This is a genomic window from Kitasatospora griseola (genome assembly GCF_044999035.1).
In the GTDB taxonomy this organism is placed as follows: Bacteria; Actinomycetota; Actinomycetes; order Streptomycetales; family Streptomycetaceae; genus Kitasatospora; species Kitasatospora griseola.
In genome coordinates, this window is record NZ_CP173360.1 from 7,026,978 (window position 1) to 7,044,005 (window position 17,028).

20 protein-coding genes and 1 pseudogene are annotated in these 17,028 nt (G+C 73.9%); 13 read left to right on the forward strand and 8 right to left on the reverse strand.

The features are described from left to right. Positions 1 to 4: 4 nt before the first annotated feature. Positions 5 to 384 (reverse strand): annotated as a pseudogene (locus ACI1MP_RS31605) (MarR family winged helix-turn-helix transcriptional regulator); the annotation flags it as partial. Here ACI1MP_RS31605 and ACI1MP_RS31610 point away from each other — a divergent pair. The 6 genes from ACI1MP_RS31610 (at position 307) to ACI1MP_RS31635 (ending at position 5,623) form a co-directional block, all read left to right on the forward strand. Continuing rightward, positions 307 to 1,416 (forward strand): SDR family NAD(P)-dependent oxidoreductase, encoded by a 1,110-nt coding sequence (locus ACI1MP_RS31610; RefSeq protein ID WP_404870858.1) that lies wholly within the window; start codon positions 307 to 309, stop codon positions 1,414 to 1,416. The pseudogene ACI1MP_RS31605 and the gene ACI1MP_RS31610 sit on opposite strands and share 78 nt — an antisense overlap. Positions 1,417 to 1,488: 72 nt before the next feature. Continuing rightward, positions 1,489 to 2,487: a hypothetical protein gene (locus ACI1MP_RS31615; protein WP_404870095.1), complete on the forward strand. Its 999-nt coding sequence runs from the start codon at positions 1,489 to 1,491 to the stop codon at positions 2,485 to 2,487. 100 nt (positions 2,488 to 2,587) lie between these two features. Next, positions 2,588 to 3,385, forward strand: coding sequence for a hypothetical protein (locus ACI1MP_RS31620; protein WP_404870096.1), 798 nt, complete (start codon positions 2,588 to 2,590; stop codon positions 3,383 to 3,385). Positions 3,386 to 3,511: 126 nt separating this feature from the next. Next, positions 3,512 to 3,970 carry a MarR family winged helix-turn-helix transcriptional regulator gene (locus tag ACI1MP_RS31625; protein WP_404870097.1) on the forward strand — a complete coding sequence of 153 codons (459 nt, stop codon included), beginning with the start codon at positions 3,512 to 3,514 and terminating at the stop codon, positions 3,968 to 3,970. Beyond that, a complete protein-coding gene (locus ACI1MP_RS31630) occupies positions 3,967 to 4,815 on the forward strand; it encodes an ATP-binding cassette domain-containing protein (RefSeq protein WP_380333626.1) in 849 nt (282 codons plus the stop codon). Before ACI1MP_RS31625 ends, ACI1MP_RS31630 begins: the two co-directional genes overlap by 4 nt. Further along, a complete protein-coding gene (locus ACI1MP_RS31635) occupies positions 4,775 to 5,623 on the forward strand; it encodes an ABC transporter permease (RefSeq protein ID WP_380333625.1) in 849 nt (282 codons plus the stop codon). The genes ACI1MP_RS31630 and ACI1MP_RS31635 overlap by 41 nt, the downstream gene beginning before the upstream one ends. A gap of 103 nt (positions 5,624 to 5,726) precedes the next feature. Here ACI1MP_RS31635 and ACI1MP_RS31640 read toward each other — a convergent pair whose 3' ends face one another. The 3 genes from ACI1MP_RS31640 to ACI1MP_RS31650 form a co-directional block, all read right to left on the reverse strand. Further along, the gene (locus tag ACI1MP_RS31640) at positions 5,727 to 6,218 is read right to left on the reverse strand and encodes a hypothetical protein (RefSeq protein WP_404870098.1); all 492 of its coding nucleotides are present in this window, start codon (positions 6,216 to 6,218) and stop codon (positions 5,727 to 5,729) included. Positions 6,219 to 6,381: 163 nt separating this feature from the next. After that, on the reverse strand, positions 6,382 to 6,969 hold the full coding sequence (locus ACI1MP_RS31645; RefSeq protein WP_404870099.1) for a hypothetical protein: 588 nt from the start codon (positions 6,967 to 6,969) through the stop codon (positions 6,382 to 6,384). A 142-nt stretch (positions 6,970 to 7,111) separates the two neighbouring features. After that, positions 7,112 to 7,555, reverse strand: a complete 444-nt coding sequence (locus tag ACI1MP_RS31650; protein WP_380333622.1) for a hypothetical protein — start codon at positions 7,553 to 7,555, stop codon at positions 7,112 to 7,114. A 235-nt stretch (positions 7,556 to 7,790) separates the two neighbouring features. On the opposite strand from ACI1MP_RS31650, the gene ACI1MP_RS31655 reads away from it, so the two are divergent. Both ACI1MP_RS31655 and ACI1MP_RS31660 read left to right on the forward strand, forming a co-directional pair. Then, positions 7,791 to 8,579 (forward strand): helical backbone metal receptor, encoded by a 789-nt coding sequence (locus tag ACI1MP_RS31655; RefSeq protein WP_404870100.1) that lies wholly within the window; start codon positions 7,791 to 7,793, stop codon positions 8,577 to 8,579. Positions 8,580 to 8,680: 101 nt separating this feature from the next. Beyond that, positions 8,681 to 9,784: a serine hydrolase domain-containing protein gene (locus ACI1MP_RS31660; RefSeq protein ID WP_404870101.1), complete on the forward strand. Its 1,104-nt coding sequence runs from the start codon at positions 8,681 to 8,683 to the stop codon at positions 9,782 to 9,784. Between the two features lie 424 nt (positions 9,785 to 10,208). Here ACI1MP_RS31660 and ACI1MP_RS31665 read toward each other — a convergent pair whose 3' ends face one another. After that, a complete protein-coding gene (locus ACI1MP_RS31665; protein WP_404870103.1) occupies positions 10,209 to 10,889 on the reverse strand; it encodes a (2Fe-2S)-binding protein in 681 nt (226 codons plus the stop codon). A 112-nt stretch (positions 10,890 to 11,001) separates the two neighbouring features. On the opposite strand from ACI1MP_RS31665, the gene ACI1MP_RS31670 reads away from it, so the two are divergent. Then, a complete protein-coding gene (locus ACI1MP_RS31670) occupies positions 11,002 to 11,973 on the forward strand; it encodes an aldo/keto reductase (protein WP_404870104.1) in 972 nt (323 codons plus the stop codon). A gap of 60 nt (positions 11,974 to 12,033) precedes the next feature. Beyond that, positions 12,034 to 12,777: an SOS response-associated peptidase gene (locus tag ACI1MP_RS31675; protein WP_404870106.1), complete on the forward strand. Its 744-nt coding sequence runs from the start codon at positions 12,034 to 12,036 to the stop codon at positions 12,775 to 12,777. Between the two features lie 13 nt (positions 12,778 to 12,790). On the opposite strand, the gene ACI1MP_RS31680 is transcribed toward ACI1MP_RS31675, so the two are convergent. Together ACI1MP_RS31680 and ACI1MP_RS31685 are read right to left on the reverse strand one after the other, a co-directional pair. Beyond that, positions 12,791 to 12,994 carry a hypothetical protein gene (locus tag ACI1MP_RS31680; protein ID WP_404870107.1) on the reverse strand — a complete coding sequence of 68 codons (204 nt, stop codon included), beginning with the start codon at positions 12,992 to 12,994 and terminating at the stop codon, positions 12,791 to 12,793. Positions 12,995 to 13,043: 49 nt separating this feature from the next. Next, a complete protein-coding gene (locus ACI1MP_RS31685; RefSeq protein WP_380333615.1) occupies positions 13,044 to 13,832 on the reverse strand; it encodes a phytanoyl-CoA dioxygenase family protein in 789 nt (262 codons plus the stop codon). A 102-nt stretch (positions 13,833 to 13,934) separates the two neighbouring features. Here ACI1MP_RS31685 and ACI1MP_RS31690 point away from each other — a divergent pair, with 102 nt between their 5' ends. From ACI1MP_RS31690 to ACI1MP_RS31700, 3 genes are all read left to right on the forward strand, one after another. Then, a complete protein-coding gene (locus ACI1MP_RS31690) occupies positions 13,935 to 15,203 on the forward strand; it encodes an ADP-ribosylglycohydrolase family protein (RefSeq protein WP_404870108.1) in 1,269 nt (422 codons plus the stop codon). Between the two features lie 60 nt (positions 15,204 to 15,263). Next, positions 15,264 to 15,956 carry an HAD family hydrolase gene (locus ACI1MP_RS31695; RefSeq protein ID WP_404870109.1) on the forward strand — a complete coding sequence of 231 codons (693 nt, stop codon included), beginning with the start codon at positions 15,264 to 15,266 and terminating at the stop codon, positions 15,954 to 15,956. Between the two features lie 101 nt (positions 15,957 to 16,057). Then, positions 16,058 to 16,726, forward strand: coding sequence for an endonuclease (locus ACI1MP_RS31700; RefSeq protein WP_380333612.1), 669 nt, complete (start codon positions 16,058 to 16,060; stop codon positions 16,724 to 16,726). Positions 16,727 to 16,842: 116 nt separating this feature from the next. Here ACI1MP_RS31700 and ACI1MP_RS31705 read toward each other — a convergent pair whose 3' ends face one another. Next, positions 16,843 to 17,010 (reverse strand): hypothetical protein, encoded by a 168-nt coding sequence (locus ACI1MP_RS31705; RefSeq protein WP_404870110.1) that lies wholly within the window; start codon positions 17,008 to 17,010, stop codon positions 16,843 to 16,845. Positions 17,011 to 17,028 lie beyond the last annotated feature (18 nt).

The following is a 17,028-nucleotide window of genomic DNA, read 5'->3' on the forward strand; positions in this document are numbered from 1 at the left end:
TGGGTTCGGCGAGGCGGCGCAGCAGGGTGAGCAGGGTGGCGCGGTCGGCGGCGTCGAGCGGTTGCAGCAGGTCGTCGGTGACCCGGCGCTGTCGCTGTCGGCCGTGCGCAGCAGCTCGCGGCCGGCCTCGGTGAGCACCACGATCCGGTTGCGGCGGTCGGCGGGGTCGGCCCGGCGTTCGGCCAAGCCGAGGCGCTGGAGGTCGTCGAGCAGGGTGACGACGGCGCTCGGGTCGTAGCCGAGGCGGTCGGCGAGTTCGCGCCGGCGGTCGCCGTCGACGGTGGCCAGGTAGCGCAGGATCGCGTGGTGGCGCAGGCGCAGGCCGTGCTGTTCCAGGGCGGTGTCGAGCAGGCTGCCGGACCGCCGGCCGAGCCGGTACAGCAGGTATCCGGCGTCGGTCTCGCCTACGCCACCGCCCTCGCCCGCGCCGCCGTCGTGACCAACGACCTGGACGCCGACACCGCCGAGCGGGCCGCCGCCACGATCCGGGACGCCGGCGGCAAGGCGGTCGCCCAGGCCGCCGCGGTCGGCACCGCCGAAGCCGCGCAACTCCCGGTGGACCGGGCCGTAGAGGCCTTCGGGAGGCTGGACGTGATGGTCGCAAACGCCGGCATCCTGTGCGACAAGGTGCTCTGGGAGATGACCGACGACGACTTCGACGCCGTCGTCGCCACCCACCTGCGCGGCACCTTCACCTGCGCCCGCGCCGCCGCCGTTCGGATGCACGAACAGGGCGACGGCGGCCGGCTGATCACGATCGGCTCCCCGGCCGGGCAGTGCGGCACCTTCGGGCAGACCGGCTACGCCGCCACCGCGATGACGGGGACGATCCCCGCCCCGCCCACCGCCCGACCGGACGGTGACCCGGCCCGACCGTGCCGCCGCCCGCCGAGCGGAGGGCTCGACGGGCGGCGGTGGCGGCGGTGCGGACGGTCATCTGCTGGGGTGCGACTTCGCCCATGCGGGGGAGACGAAGGCGACCAGCGCGACCGCGAAGCCGAGCTGGAGCAGATGGCGGATCCAGTCGATGCCGGAGGTGTGCCGGACGCCGATCCAGCCGGCCACCGCGTTGCCCAGCCAGGCGCCGGCCGCGCCGAGCAGCATGGTCAGCCACCACGGGATGGCCTGCGGTCCGCGCAGGATCAGCTTGGCCAGCACACCCAGCACGAAGCCGATCAGCAGAATCCAGAGGAGTTGGAACATCGAATCCCAGCCTTTCCGGTAGGGCGCCGGCCGATCGGCGGCGGGCCTCGGAGCGAGCCCCGGCAGTGCGGTCGGACGCGGACCGTCGGAGGGCGGTCCGCACGTGCCATGGTCGCGCGCCGGGTGCGGCCCGGCATCTCGGCGAAAGCCCCGGTCAGGTGGTTTGCGGAGGCCGCCGTGCGGGTAGCCGCGCACGCGGCCGGGGGCCGGTGATTGCCCCGGGACGGCCTGTGGTGGGATAAACGACTGAACGGGCGTCAGGTTCTACGGGGGAGCAGACACGACATGACAGGTTTCGGCGTCACGCTGAGCGAGCTCGCGAAGATCCAGAAGGACTTCCAGGCGATCCAGCAGCGAATGAACGAGATGACCCAGCAGACCGGCCGGATCAAGGGCGTGATCGGCAAGGCGGTCGCCACCGACCTGGCCGCCGGAGCGCTCGGCAACATCATCGGCTTCGGCGCCGTGGTGGCCCAGGTCCGCGAGCAGGTGAACGCGATCAACGAGCAGGTCGCGGCGCTGGAGGCGACCAAGGCGAAGCTCACCAAGGAACTCGCCCAGGACACCCAGAAGATCGGCACCGTGATCAAGCGGTACCAGGAGGCGGAGAAGCACGCCCACGACATCGTCACCAAGCCCACCCCCTCCAAGCCGCAGCCGAAGAGCCCCGGCAAGGGCGGCGAGCACACGCCGACCGGCAAGCCCGCCGAGAAGAAGCCCAGCACGCCGCAGCCGAAGAGCCCGAACAAGCCCGGCGGCCACGGCGGCGGCGGCGGCGACCACGGTGGCGGCAGCGACCCGAAGATCGAGATCTCGCACGCCGGAGCGATCAAGACCAGCGAGGTCACCTACGGCGGCAAGGGCAAGTTCAAGAGCGGCGAGGCCGCCTGCCGCGACTACATCGCGCAGGCGCTGGACGCGATGGGCATCACCGACCCGGCGGCCCGCGAGGCGTGGACCAAGGGCATGCTGACCATCGCCAAGCGCGAGTCGACGTACAACGCGGCCGGTTCGCAGGTGAACCTGTGGGACACCAACGCGCACGGCGCGAAGCAGGCCGACGGCGCGCCGCTGAACAGCTCGCGCGGCGGCTGGCAGACCATCCCGCCCACCTTCGCGGCGTACCACGTCAAGGGCACCTCCACCGACATCTACGACCCGGTGGCGAACGTGGCGGCGTCGATGAACTACATCCGGAGCCGGTACCACGTCTCGGCGGACGGCCACGACCTGGCGTCCAAGGTGCAGCAGGCCGACCCGAACCGTCCGGCCCGCGGCTACTGATCCGCCCGCGATCCGCCTGCCGCCGCCCGTCCACCGGTCGGCGGCGGCAGGCGGGACCGGCCGGCACCACCGTCCAGCGACTTCGAACCCGGGGATCCACGTGCGTCCGCTCCGCCTCGCCGCCACCGCCGCGGCCTGCCTGTCCGCCGTCCTCGTCCTGACCGCCTGCGACCCCGACGGGACGGGCGGGAGCGACACCGCGAAGACGAGCGCCGCGGCGCCCGCCGGCAGTGCGACGCCGTCGAACGCCGCCGCGGAGTCCGGCAGCCCGAAGCCCGGCCGGAGCGCGCCCACCGGCGGCGGGAAGGCCTCGACGGTGCCGGCGGCGGCCTGGATCGGCGCCCAGCAGGTGCCGCTGAACACGGCGCTGCACTGGACGGCGCCCGCTTCCTCGGCGAAGAGCCTGGGCGCCGAGGGCCGGTTCCGGATCGAGCAGCTATGCCACGGAAAGCGCTCCGACGACTGGGCGAACACCGTGCCCGGCGTGGACACCGCCTCGCTGGGCGGCGCCGAGGGCGACTGGAAGGCCGACCAGAGCATCGCGACCTTCGGCGACGCCGCGAAGAGCAGCGCCGCCGCGCAGTCCGCGTTCGGCCTGCTCGGGGCGCTCAAGGACGAGGTGCGCAACTGCGCCACCACCGTCCCCGGGGCCAAGGCCGAGATCACCGGCGACGACAGCGAGTTCCTGGTGGCGACCGTGACGCTGCCGCAGTCCGGCGGCGGCACGGTGCAGGTGCACGAGTACCTGACCACCTCCGGCGGCGCAGTCGTCGAGCTCACCCTGCAGGCGGAGGTCGCCAAGGGCGGCCACCCGAAGACCGCCTGGTCCGCGCCCGCCGACAGCGCCGTGCTGAGCGCGCTCGCCAAGCCGGTCTGCACCGCCTACCAGGACTGCTGACAAGCGCCGTCGCCCCGCGCCAAGGGCCGGCCACCCTCCGGGGAGGCCGGCCCTGGGCCTGTTCCCGGCCAGGATTTTGCCCGCGCACCCCTCCGATACCTCTCACCCAGAGCTAACCTCGACAGTGTGGACGACACCGAGGAGTTCTCCGCCCTGCTGGTCGGCATCCAACGGCTGATCCGCCGCCGACTGCGCTCCGGCCTGGAGCACCCGCCGCTGCGCGGCGCCCAGGTCGAACTGCTGCGACTGGTCCAGGACACCCCCGGCCTGCGCGTCTCGGACGCCGCAGAGGAACTGTTCCTGGCCGGCAACTCGGTCTCCACCCTGGTCAACCAGCTGGTCGGACAGGGCCTGCTGCGCCGCGAGACCGACCCCGCCGACCGGCGCGCCGCACTGCTGTACCCCACCGAGGAGGCCGCCCGACGGCTGGCCGACTGGCGGGCCCGGCGCATCGCGCTGGTCGGCGAGGTACTGGCCGAACTCCCCGCCGACCAGCGGACCGCACTCACGCAGGCGATGCCGGCGCTGCGCACCGTCGCGGCCGGGCTGCGCACCAGGGCGAACGACCGGAAGGTGGCTCCATGAGCGACCAAGTAGCCGTCGAATGCCGGGAGTTGGTGTACACCTTCGAACGCGGCCGGAAGAAGGACGGCGGCGCCAGGGCAGTGGACGGCATCGACCTGACGGTCCGGGCCGGAGAGGTCTTCGGGCTGCTCGGGCCGAACGGCGCGGGCAAGACCACCACCATCCGGGCCATCACCACCCTGCTGCCCACCGCGCGCGGCATGGTCGCCGTGTTCGGCCACGACTGCAGCGCCGAGCCCGTCGCGGTGCGCCGCCTGCTCGGCTACGTGCCCCAACAGCTGTCCGCCGACGCCGGGTTGACGGGCCGGGAGAACGTCGAACTGTTCGCCCGGGTCTTCGACGTCCCGCGCGCCGAGCGGGCCGAACGGGTCGTCCAGGCGCTGGCCGCCGTCGACCTCACCGAGGCCGCCGACCGGATGGCCGCCACCTACTCCGGCGGCATGGTGCGCCGGCTCGAACTCGCCCAGGCGCTGGTCAGCGCCCCCCGGCTCCTTGTGCTGGACGAGCCGACCATCGGCCTCGACCCGATCGCCCGGGCCGGCGTCTGGGAACGGGTGGACGCGGTGCGCCGAGCCACCGGCATGACGGTCCTCGTCACCACCCACTACATGGACGAGGCGGACCGCCACTGCGACCGGGTCGCCCTGATGGACCGCGGCCGGATCCGCGCCCTCGGCACCCCCGAGGAGCTGAAGGCCCGGGTCCGCGCCGAGGACCCGGCGCGGGCCGAACCCACCCTGGACGACGTGTTCCGGCACTTCTCGGGCCGCACGCTGGCCGACGCCAAGGAAGGGGACTTCGGAGATGTCCGCCGCACCCGCCGAACCGCAAGTCGCGTCGGCTGAACCGGACTTCGGGCTCCTGCTGGTGCCGCCGAAGGCCCGGACCGGCTGGCGGGTGGTGCCCGCCCGGGTGGTCGCGATGTGCACCGTCGAGCTCCAGAAGCTCCGGCACGACCGCACCGAGCTGTACACCCGGGCGGTCCAGCCCGCGCTCTGGCTGCTGATCTTCGGCGAGACCTTCACCCGGCTGAAGGCGATCCCGACCGGAGGCATCCCGTACCTCGACTTCCTGGCGCCCGGGATCATCGCCCAGTCCGCGATGTTCATCGCGATCTTCTACGGCATCATGATCATCTGGGAGCGCGACTCCGGGGTGCTCACCAAACTGCTGGTCACCCCCACCCCGCGGGCCGCACTGGTCACCGGCAAGGCGTTCGCCGCCGGGGTCAAGGCGGTCGTCCAGGCCGCCGTGGTGGTGGTGCTGGCCGCCGTGCTCGGCGTCGGCATGACCGCAAACCCGCTGCGGCTGCTGGGAGTTGCCGTCGTGGTCATCCTCGGCTCGGCGTTCTTCTCCTGCCTGTCGATGACCATCGCCGGGATCGTCCTCACCCGGGACCGGCTGATGGGCATCGGCCAGGCCATCACCATGCCGCTCTTCTTCGGCTCCAACGCCCTCTACCCCGTCGACCTGATGCCCGGCTGGCTCCAGGCCGTCAGCCGCGCCAACCCCCTCAGCTACCAGGTCGACGCCCTGCGCGGCCTGCTCATCGGCACCCCCTCCCACCTCGCCCTGGACTTCGGCGTCCTGGCCCTCGCCACCGCCGCCGGCATCACCGCCGCCTCCGCCCTCCTCGGCCGCCTGGCCCGCTGACCTGCGGACACGGGAAACGGCTGTGCGCCGCCCTCGCGAAGGGCGGCGCACAGCGGATCGAGGTGGCCCCGGCCGACCAGGGAAGCGTCGGCCGGGGTCCGGGTCAGCGCCGGCGGGTGGTGGTCCAGCCGGACCAGGAGCCGTTGCTGTTGCGGTGGTCGTAGTAGCGGGTGCCGTTCATGCCGATGCAGGTGACGTTGAACTGCCAGCCGTTGACGTCCCAGACGTCCACGGAGTGGTTGCCGGGATCCTTGCAGGAGCCGTTGTTGAGGAGCTTCCAGCCGCTGAGGCCGGAGCTGGAGCTCCACTGGGTGTAGACGCCGTGGTCGGTGCCGATGACGAAGGCCTGCCAGTACCCGTTGGGGAGCTTGATCTTGACGTTGCTGTCGCAGTAGAAGGTCCCGCCCCACGGGCTGGCGTAGTGGCACCAGCCGCCGGTGCTGGTCTCGGCGACGACGTCGCCCGGGTCCGCTTCCGCGGCGGAGGCCGGCCCGGCGGCACCCAGCAGGGAGAGCGACAGGCCGATGGTCGCGGCTGCGGCGCCGGCCCACTTGCGCAGGGACCCGGTCCTGGTGATCTGTCCGTTGGAGGTCATGTCCGGAACCATAGGAATCCGGGTGGGGGCCAGGAGTCGCCCAGCGGGTTGAAACACGGTGTACAACCGAAACGGCAGGCCGAAGAACCGTCCACCGTCCGGTGTATCCGCCCACCCCGCCTTCCAGCGGGTTGCCACGGTGTCGCCGCAGTTCGGGCGGGGCTCAGCCGATGCTGAACCGGTCGGTGGTGCCGAAGACTTCGGTCCTGTCCTGGTCGCAGCCGGAGCCGACCGGGTCGAACAGGGTGGAGCGGCTGACCGCCTTGCCGATGCCGCTGCCGTCGGTGACGGTGCCCGTGCTGACGGTGCGGAAGCGGATCACGTTGCCGCCGGCGTCCTTGGTCGTCGTCACCTTGTCGTAGGTGACGGTGGTGCTGTCGCCGGAGTCCCAGACGTAGGTGACGGTCTCGGTGCCGGACGCGGGGAAGGGGTCGGTGCAGCTCGCCGTCCACTGGACGGGCGTGTTCTGGTTCAGGGTGCTCTTGGCGCTGCCGGAGCAGCCGCTGTAGCTGGTCCGGTGGGTGGCCGTGACGGTGCGTCCGTCGGTCGAGGGGGCCGGGACGAACACCCAGCTCTCGATCTGCTGGACGCCGCCGCCGGTGGTGGCGCACTGGACGGCGAAGTCCGGGTTCGGCGCGGCGACGGGGCGGGTCGCCGTCGGGCCGGCGGGGTCCGCGGTCGCGGCGGTCGGGAGGAGGGCGGCGGCGGTGGCCGCCAGGGCGGTGAGTGCGATGCTGATTCGGCGTTCCATTCGGGGTGGCTCCGTTCGTCCGGGGAAGTGGGGTGCGGCGCAAGCGGGTTGACGGTGGCGGGGCGAACAGGGGTCAGGCCGCCGGCCGTGCCCGGAGGCAGGGCCGGCGGCCTGGGCTCACGTCGCCGGTGTCGCCAGGTGCTTACGACAGGTCGAAGGCGCCGCCGCCGACGGCCACGCCGACCGGGCAGACCAGGCGGACGCGGAAGAGGCCGGAGAACGCGACGGTGGAGACGTAGCGGTTGCCGTCCGAGCAGTCCACGAACGGCTGCCAGAGCGGGCCGTTGCAGGTCTCCAGGAAGGAAGCTCCACTGAACACGAAGTTGCCGCAGGCGAGGTTCAGCGGCGCGATGCTCGTGACCGTCCCGTCGGCGTGGATGGCCGGCTTGTTGGTCGGCTTCGCCAGCGTGATCGCCGGGGTCTGGACGTCCGCGGCGGCGTCGGCCGCCGGCACGACCGCGGTCTGGGTCGCGGGCTGGGCGGCCGGTGCGGTGTCCGCGTAGGCGGCGGAGCCGACCGCGCCGAGGGCCGTGAACGCGAGGGCCGACGCAACGCCGATGGTGCCGAGCATCTTTCCGAATGCCATGTCTTTCCACTTTCACTGAGATGTGACCGAGAGTGATTGGTTTGACAGGGGGCGCCCACCTGCAGATCCCCGTCCGACCGGGGCGAGACCCACGCTAGGTCAGCTGTCGAGGGGGCGCGCGGTGAGATCGGCGAAATAAATCCGTGCACGTCCGATTGGCTCTGGCGGGGGCGTGCGGCGGGGCCGCCGCGCCCCGGCCGGGTGACCCTCGGACGGCGGCGGTACCGTGGCCTTCATGTGTGCTACAAGGGAGTTGACGGACGGCGAGGGATGCGCGGTACGGCTCGGGGAGGTCCGTCGGATCGTCTCGCTGGTCCCCTCGCTCACCGAGGCGGTGGCCGCCACCGCGCCCGGCCTGCTGGTCGGCGCCACTGACTGGTGCACCCACCCCGCCGAGCTGGACGTGCCCCGGATCGGCGGCACCAAGAACCTGGACGTGCTGCGGATCGTCACGCTCCGTCCCGATCTGGTGATCGCCAACGAGGAGGAGAACCGCGCCCCGGACCTCGCCGCGCTGCGGGCGGCCGGCCTGGCCGTGTGGACGACCCGGATCCGCGACCTCGACCAGGCGTTCGACTCGCTGCGTCGCCTGCTGGTCGAAGTCTGCCAACTGCCGGAGCCCGCCTGGCTGTCGGCGGCGCGGCAGGCCTGGGGGAGGGTGCCGGACCCGGCGGCGGGAGTGCGGGCGGTGGTGCCGATCTGGCGGCGGCCGTGGATGGTGCTCGGTGCGGACACCTTCGCCGCCGACCTGCTCCGGCGCCTCGGCGTCACCGTCGTGACCGCCGGCCACCCGGGCCGGTACCCCCGCATCCCGCTCCCCGAACTCCTTCACGCCGGCGCCGAGTTGCTGGCGCTCCCGGACGAGCCGTACCGCTTCACCGCCGCCGACGGCCCGGAGGCGTTCCCCGGCCTCCCGTACGCGCTGCTGAGCGGCCGCCATCTCACCTGGTACGGGCCCTCGCTGGCCGAGGCGCCCGCCGTCCTCGCCGCCCAGCTCGCCGGCGCGGAAGTCTCGGGCCGGTGAGGTGGCGATGCCGGTGATGTAGAGATCCGCCCGGCGGCCTCGACCGTCGGGCGAACGGTGCCCGTGAGCACCGCAGTCGAGAACTGGGAAGGCGCCACGTCATGCAGCAGCTCGTCCAGCAGGCCATTGACCAACTGGTGGAGTCCGGCGAGGAGTTGGGCATCCAGGTCGCGGTGTACCGGCACGGCGAGAAGGCGGTGGACGCGGTGGCGGGCGTCGCCGACCCGGCCACCGGCCGTCCGGTCGCCTCGGACACCCCGTTCTTCAGCGCCTCCACCGGCAAGGGCGTCACGGCGACCGTGGTGCACGTCCTCGCGGAGCGCGGCGCCCTCGACTACGACACGCCGATCGTGGAGCTCTGGCCGGAGTTCGGCGCCCACGGCAAGGAGAAGGCGACCCTCCGGCACGCGCTGACCCACTCGATCGGCGTGCCTGCCGTCCCCGCCCACCTCACGGCGCCGGACCTGGCCGACTGGGACGGCATGTGCGCCCTGATCGCCGACTCCGAGCCCTGGTGGGAGCCCGGAACCCGCACCGGCTACCACGCGGTGACCTGGGGATACGTGCTGGGCGAAGTGGTCCGCCGAGCCACCGGCCGACGGATCTCGCAGGTGCTCCGGGAAGAGGTGGCGGCGCCGCTGGGCATCGCCGACGAGCTGTACTTCGGCGTCCCCGCCTCCGCGCTCGGCCGGCTCGCCCGACTTGAGGACGCCCCCGGCAGCGCCGAGACGATGGCGGCCATGCCCGCCGACCTGCCCCTGTTCAAGGCCACCCCGCCCGCCCTCACCCCCAGCGCGGCCTACGGCAACGACTCCCTAGTGCTCACCGCCGACATCCCCTCCGGCGGCACCATGTCCGCCCGCGCGGTGGCCCGGATGTACGCCGCGCTGCTCACCGAGGTGGACGGCGTCCGCCTGCTCCCCGAAGCGCGCCTGCGCGAGATCACCGCACTCGCCACCGCCGAGACCGACCGGATGGTCGGCTTCCCCACCCCCCGCGCCCTCGGTTACAACCTGGGCCGCCCCGGCGCCGACCCTCACCGAACCTCGACCGTCTTCGGCATGCCCGGCATGGGCGGCAGCGCGGCCTGGGCCGACCCGGCCACCGGGCTCTCCTTCGCCCTCACCAGGAACCGCTTCTTCCCCGGCCCCGCAACGGCGGTCGACCGCATCGGCGCCCTGGTCGCCGAAGCCGCAAGGGAATGACGCCCGGGCGCGGGGGAGCACAACCGGGGGCGGGGAACTGCGCGAAGGGTTGACGCACCGCACCGCAGGATCGCGACGCGGGCGATGACCTGCACGCGGGCGGACCCGAGCACGTGCCGGCCCGTCGGTGGAAGGGGCCCGCGCCGGCCAGTACCTCCTTCGCCACTGCGGCCGGTTGCCGCCGGCAGGCTTCGCTTCCGCCACTGCGGCCCGCCGCCGGCGGGCTCCGGGACGAGTCGCACCGAGTCGGCCGTGGCAGCCGGATCGGCCACGAGTCCGCCACGCCCATCCGTGCTGCGCGAGCCGACGCAGCCGGTCGCTCACGACCGGGACGGCCAGGGAAGCCGTGCGGGGAACGGCTGCGGCACCCGGCGGCAGACGCGACCGTCCGACGGTCCGGGCCTTCGCTCGTCGAAGTCTCCCGTCAGCGGCGGGACTTCGGGGCCCGGGTGAAGACGCAGTCGCCGCAGAGGCCGCCCGACGGGGTGCGGTAGTAGAGGCAGCAGGAGGTGCGGCGGAAGGCGAGGGGAGCGGGGGGCGGGGTGGGGGTGCCGGTGGGGGCGAGGGCGGGGGAGGCGAGGAGGGCGCGGGCCAGGGCAGTGGCGGGGGTGCGGAGGGGTGGGACGGTGGCGAGTTGGCGGGCGGCGCCGACCAGCGCGGAGGCGGCGTTGCCCGCCAGGAGGCCCGGGGCGAGTGGGGTGAGGGCGCGGACGGCATCGGCGAGGGGGTGCAGGTGGCGGTCCATCACCAGGACGTGGAGCGCGGCCGGGGTGGCTTCGGGCCCGAGCGGGTCGGGCAGCCAGAGGTCGAACGGGCCCTCGGGCGGGAGGGCGAACCGGGCGGCGTCCAGGTCGGGAAGGCGTCCGGTGGTGACGGCGGCGCCGAGGGCGACCGACCAGAGGCGGGCGGCCAGGCCCAGGTGGGCGGTGGAGGCGGCGACGCGGGTCTCGTCCGTGCCCAGCAGTCGGGCCACCTCGGCGATCCGGGCCGCCAACGGGCCGTCCGGGGCGGACAGTTCGTACAGCGGCCGGAACCCGGTGGGCGGGTCGCCGGCGAGGGTCGCGAAGTACGGGCCCAGGGCGGACAGCGGCGGGGGGACGGTCATGGCGCGGAGTGTAGTCCTCCCGTTCGGGAGGACCGGATTCCACTGGCTTCCGGCGGCCCCGCCGCCTATCGTCGCGAGCTGAGGGACTTTCGGCGCGGAGGAGGAACGGCGAATGCGGTACCGGCAGTTGGGGCGCAGCGGGGTCGAGGTGTCGGAGGTCGGCTTCGGGGCGTGGGGGATCGGCGCGTCGGGCTGGATCGGGGCGCGGGAGGACGAGTCGCTGGCGGCGCTGCACCGGGCGATCGACCTGGGGGTGAACTTCATCGACACCGCCCGCGGGTACGGCGAGAGCGAGCGGCTGGTGGGCAAGGTGGTGCGGGAGCGCGCCGCGGCCGGGCAGCAGGTGCGGGTGGCCACCAAGGTGCCGCCGCTGAACCGGCAGTGGCCGGCCCGTCCGGGGGTGGACCCGGCGGAGACCTTCCCGGGAGCGCACATCCGGGAGAGCGTGCAGACCTCGCTGCGGGCCAGTGGGCTGGAGCGGTTCGACCTGGTGCAGTTCCACGTCTGGCACGACGAGTGGATGGGCCGCGGCGACTGGCTGGAGACCGTCACCGAGCTCAAGGAGGAGGGGCTGATCGGCCTGTTCGGCGTCTCCGTCAACGACCACGAGCCGCACAGCGCCGTGGAGTTGGTGCGCAGTGGCGTGGTGGACGCGGTGCAGGTGATCTTCAACGTCTTCGACCAGTCGCCGCTGGACGAGCTGTTCCCGGCCTGCCAGGAGCACGGCGTCGGGGTGATCGTCCGGGTCGCGTTGGACGAGGGCGGGCTGACCGGCCGGCTGACGCCCGACACGGTGTTCCCGGACGGCGACTTCCGGCAGCGCTACTTCCGGGGCGACCGGCTGGCGGAGGTCGAGCGCCGGGCCGCCGCGATCGCCGCCGACCTGGGCATCGGGGCGGACGGGCTGGCGGAGGCGGCGCTGCGGTTCGTGCTGAGCGAGCCCGCGGTGTCCACCGTGATCCCCGGCATGCGCTCGGTGCGCAACGTCGAGCGCAACGCCGCGGTCGGTGACGGAGTGCCGCTCGGCGAGGGCGAGTTGAAGGTGCTGGCCGGACACCGCTGGGACCGGAACTTCTACTCCTGAGTCGTCCAGGATCGCGTGGGGTGCGTGCGGTTGTCGGGGTTCGGTGGCAGGGTGGGGCGCATGTGCGGTCGCTTCGTCTCCACCACCGAGCCCGGTGACCTGGTCGCCCTGCTCGACGTCGCGCGTTGGAACCCCACCGAGGCGCTCGCGCCGAGCTGGAACGTCGCGCCGACCGACCCGATCCCGGCGGTGCTGGAACGGGTCGACCACGACACCGGCGAGGTGGTGCGCCAGCTGCGGACGCTGCGCTGGGGCCTGGTGCCGTCCTGGGCGAAGGACCGTTCCGGCGCGGCCCGGCTGATCAACGCCCGTTCGGAGACCGTCGACCAGAAGCCCTCGTTCCGCAAGGCGTTCGCCGCCCGGCGCTGCGTGATCCCCGCCGACGGCTACTACGAGTGGCGGCCCGTCCCGGCGGGCGACGGCCGCAAGGCGTACAAGCAGCCGTACTTCCTGAGCACCGGCGAGCTGATGCTGATGGCCGGGCTGTACGAGTTCTGGCGGGACGCGAGCCTGCCGGAGGACGACCCGGCGGCCTGGCTGGCGACGGCGACCATCCTGACCACCGACGCCACCGACAGCGCGGGGCGGGTGCACGACCGGATGCCGCTCACCATCACCCGCCAGGACGTGGACAGTTGGCTCGACCCGGCGCACAGCGACCGGGCCGACCTGCACCACCTGCTGCACCAGCCCGCCGACGGCAACATCCTGGTCCGGGCGGTGCCCACGGCCGTCAACCGGGTCGCCGAGAACGGCCCGCAGCTGCTTGCCGAGGCCCCCGACCCACTGGGGATCGCGGACTGACGCGCCGTCGGTCTCAGTCCGTGTCGCCCGAGTCGTTCCGGTGGCGGCGCTGCTCGATCGCCCGGCGACGCGCGGCCCGCCGGGTCACCTCGCCCGCGCCGAGCGTCGCCCGCGACACGGCACGGACCCACGCGGGCCCGCCGCGCTCGGCCCACACCACGCAGCCGCAGCCGCCCACCACCAGCAGCAGTACGACCACCAGCAACACGCCGATCATGGCTTCCCCTTCCGCGAACCTGCCTTGATCATCGCAGGAGGGGACGGCGTCACGCGCGACCCAGGCCGAGCCGGACGGCGCGTTCCACCGGCGAGTACGCCCCGTCCGCGCGCTCCAGCACCAGGTCGGTGGTGGACAGCAGCGCCGGCTGGGCGAGGAAGCGGGGCTCGGTGCCGTGGTGCGGCTGCGCGGCGTGGATCAGGAACGGGTGGCACAGGTACACGTCCCCCGCCCGTCCGGTGGCGAGGGCGGTCTCCCGCTCGGGGCTGTCGAGCACTCCGGCCCGGTCGAGTTCGGCGCAGAACGCGAACATCTCCACGCCCTTGTCCCCGGCCGGCTCCAGCAGGCGCGGCAGGTCCAGGTGCGAGCCGACCTTGATCCGGGTCGGCGCGTTCGCCTCGTCCACGTCGGACAGCAGGAACAGCATCAGCAACGACCGGCCGTGCGAGACCAGGTTGAGCCAGTAGCCCTGTTCGCCGTCCGGGGTGAAGCTCGCGTCCATGTGCCAGCCGGCGTCGCCCGGGTCGTCCGGGTGCGGGAAGCGGATCGGGAAGCTGCCCAGCCACGGCTGCGGCGTCCAGCGGCCCGCGCCGACCAGTTGGTCGAACGCGCCGTGCAGGCGCTCGGTGGTCGCGGCCCGCCGGAACGGCTCCTGCCCGAACCCCTCCAGGCGCACCACCGGCTGCGTCCAGCCCGCCGGATCGGCCGGGTCGAGGCCCATCTCCTGCCACAGGAACTCCCGGCACCCGGCGGCCAGTTCGGGCGAGAACGCACCCTCCAGGCGGACGAAGCCGTCCGTGACGAAACGCTCGATCTGCTGCTCGGAAAGGACACTCATGGGAGCGGATTCTCGATCGGTCCACGCGGTGTCGCAAATGAATTACCGCCCACCGGGCCGGACTTGACGGACCGGCGCCCGGCGCGCTTCGGTGGGGGCCATATGACCACGCCTGCCCCGCACACCGGCCCCGCGTTCGACGCCCTCCAGGGCCTGTCCGTCGGCGACGCCCTCGGCGCCCAGTTCTTCGTCCCCGCCACCGCCCGCGCCCACTTCGCCGCGGGCACCGTCCCGCCCGGCCCCTGGCCGTGGACCGACGACACCGAGATGGCCTGCTCGGTGTACGCCGCGCAGACCGAGCGCGGCGCCGTCGACAGCTACGACCTCACCCACGCCTTCGCGTACCGCCACGACTTCGACCGCGGCTACGGGCCCGCCGCGAACCGCCTGCTGCGGCTGATCCGGGAGGGCGGCGACGCCCGCCGGCTGGCGGCCGAACTCTTCGACGGCCAGGGCTCGTTCGGCAACGGCGCGGCCATGCGGGTGGCCCCGCTGGGCGCCGCGTACGCCGAGGACCCGGCCGCCGTCGTCCGGCCGGCCGCAGACACCGCCGTGATCACCCACACCCACCCGGACGCGGTGGACGGCGCGATCGCGGTGGCCGTCGCCGCCGCCCACGCGGTGCGCTGCCGCACCGAGCCGCTCACCGCGGAGCGCTTCCTGTCCGCCGTCGCCGACCTCACCCCGTACGGCGTCGTCCGCGACGGCCTGTACCAGGCCCGGCAGTTGCTCGACCGCAGCGACGCCCGCGAGGTCGCGGCCGTGCTCGGCAACGGCAGCCGCACCAGCGCCCTCGACACCGTCCCGCTCGCGCTCTGGTGCGCCGCCCGGTGGCTCGACGACTACCCGACGGCCGTCCGGTCGGCGATCGGCGCCGGCGGCGACATGGACACCGTCGCCGCGATCACCGGCGGCGTGGTCGCCGCCCGCACCGGCGCCGCCGGCATCCCCGCCGCCTGGCTGGACGCCCGCGAACCGCTGCCGGGCTGGGCGTTCCCCGCCCCCGGCGGCATTCCCGCGCCGCTGCCGCACCTCACCCGGATGCGGCTGCCCCGGCCCCACCCCGTCCCGGAGGCGATGCACTTCCCCGAGGAGCAGTGGAACCGCTACCGGGTCGGTTACCGGGCCGCGCGCTGGGTGGCCCGGGCCGAAGAGGGCGTCCTGCACCTGCACTTCGCCGTCTCCGGGGACGAGGTCGCCGCCATCCGCGTCGTCCCGTCCGGCAGTGGGCAACGGGCCGTCGGCGTCGAGGTCGAGTCGCACCCGTCCCACTACAACGGCGCCCGCCGGCCCGGCGCACTGCTGGCCGCCGTCATGGAACTGGAGGGTCGGCTCCAGACCCGCGGGCCCCTGCCGGCAGGGCCCTGGTGACGGTCCGTCGGCACGCCGGATAGGGTGACGGTGCAGGCAGGACAGGCCGAGGAGGGGCGGATGCGCATCGAGGCGGTGCTGTTCGACCTCGACGGCACGCTGATGGACCACGACGGGGCGGCCGAGGCCGCCGTGCTGGCCGGCGCGGCCGCCGAACTCCCCGGGCGGGAGCTGGACCGCGACGGGCTGCTGCGGTTCTGGCGGGAGCTGGAACAGCGCGAGTACGACCGCTACCTGGCAGGCGAGTTGACGGTGCAGGAGCAGCGCCGGGTCCGCGCGCTCGGCCTGGCCCGGCACCTCGGGCTGGGGGAGTGGTCGGACGAACAGGCCGACGCCTGGTTCGCCGGCTACCTGCGCAGGTACCGGAGATCCTGGCGGGCGTTCCCCGAAGTGCCGCGCGCCATAAGCGAGTTGGGGGCCGGGCGGCGGCTCGGCGTGATCACCAACGGCGAGGGCGACATACAGCGCGACAAGCTGCGCACCGTCGGCCTCGGCGTCCTGGCCCCGCACACCACCGCCTCCGCCGAGGCGGGCTGCGCCAAACCCGACCCGGCGATCTTCCACCTGGCCTGCCGCACCCTCGGCGTCGCCCCCGGGCGCACCGCGTACGTCGGCGACCGGCTGGACGTGGACGCGCAGGCCGCCACCGAGGCCGGGCTGCTCGGCATCTGGCTGGAGCGCGAGCCCACCGGCGTCGCCGTCGAGGTGCCCCGGGTCCGCACCCTGGCCGAGGTCGCCCCGCTCCTGGACTGACCCCCTGCGCGGCGTGCCTCCGGGCCGCCCGGGCCCCCCTCCGCGTACCGTCGGGCCGGAGGGCTGACGGTTCGTCAGCGAAGGGACCCAGGGAGGCCGGTATGGATGCGCGACAACGAGTGGCGGTGCTGGTGGCGGACGCAGGGACCACCCACGCCGAACAGGCAGGCATCGAGATCGCCGACCGCCCCGCCGAACTGTGGCAACTGCTGATGCTCAGCAACCTGGTCTCGGCCCGGATCCAGGCCGAGATCGCCGTCACCGGCACGGCCTCCCTGGTCGCGGCCGGTGCCGGCACGCCCGCCGGCACGCTGGAACTCGACTGGCAGCAGCGCAAGGACGCGCTGATCGCCGGCCGCTACCAGCATTTCGCCGACGGCACCGCCACCCGGCTCGGCGAATGCGCCCGGCTGGCCGAGGGCGAGTACGGCGGCGACCTGCGCAAGCTCGCCGCCGCGTCCCAGGGCCGCCCCGAGCGCACCCGCGCCCTGCTGCAGCGCTTCCCCGGCATCGGCCCGGCCGGCGCGGCCGCGTTCTGCCGCGAGGCCCAGGCGGTCTGGCCGCACCTGCGCCCCGCCCTCGACCCCCGCGCCACCGCCGGCGCGGAACGCCTCGGCCTCCCCACCGACCCCGCCGAGCTCGCCGACCTGATCGACCCCGCCGACCTCCACCGACTGGCCGACGCCCTGGTCCGCGCCGCCCTCGACCCCGCGATGGCCGAACGCGTCCTGGCGGCCTCCCCCGACAGCGCGGAGCCCGCCGGGGTCTGACCCCCCGGGAACGCCGAGCGCCCCCGCCCTGACGGTGGGCGGGGGCGCGGTCCGGGTCGGCGGCCGGAGAGGGGGCTCAGCGGCCGGAGGCGGGGCTCAGCGGCCGGAGGCGGGGCTCAGCGGCCGAAGATCCGGCTCAGCCACGAACCCGAGGCGGCCTTGTCGGCCAGGGTGCAGGAGCAGCGCTGGGACTTGGGGATGCCCGCGAGGACCTGCTCGACGTGCATGCCGCAGCCGGCGTAGGAGGGCTTGTTGCAGGTCTTGCAGGTGATGCGACGACACATGGTGGTGGGTCCTTTCGG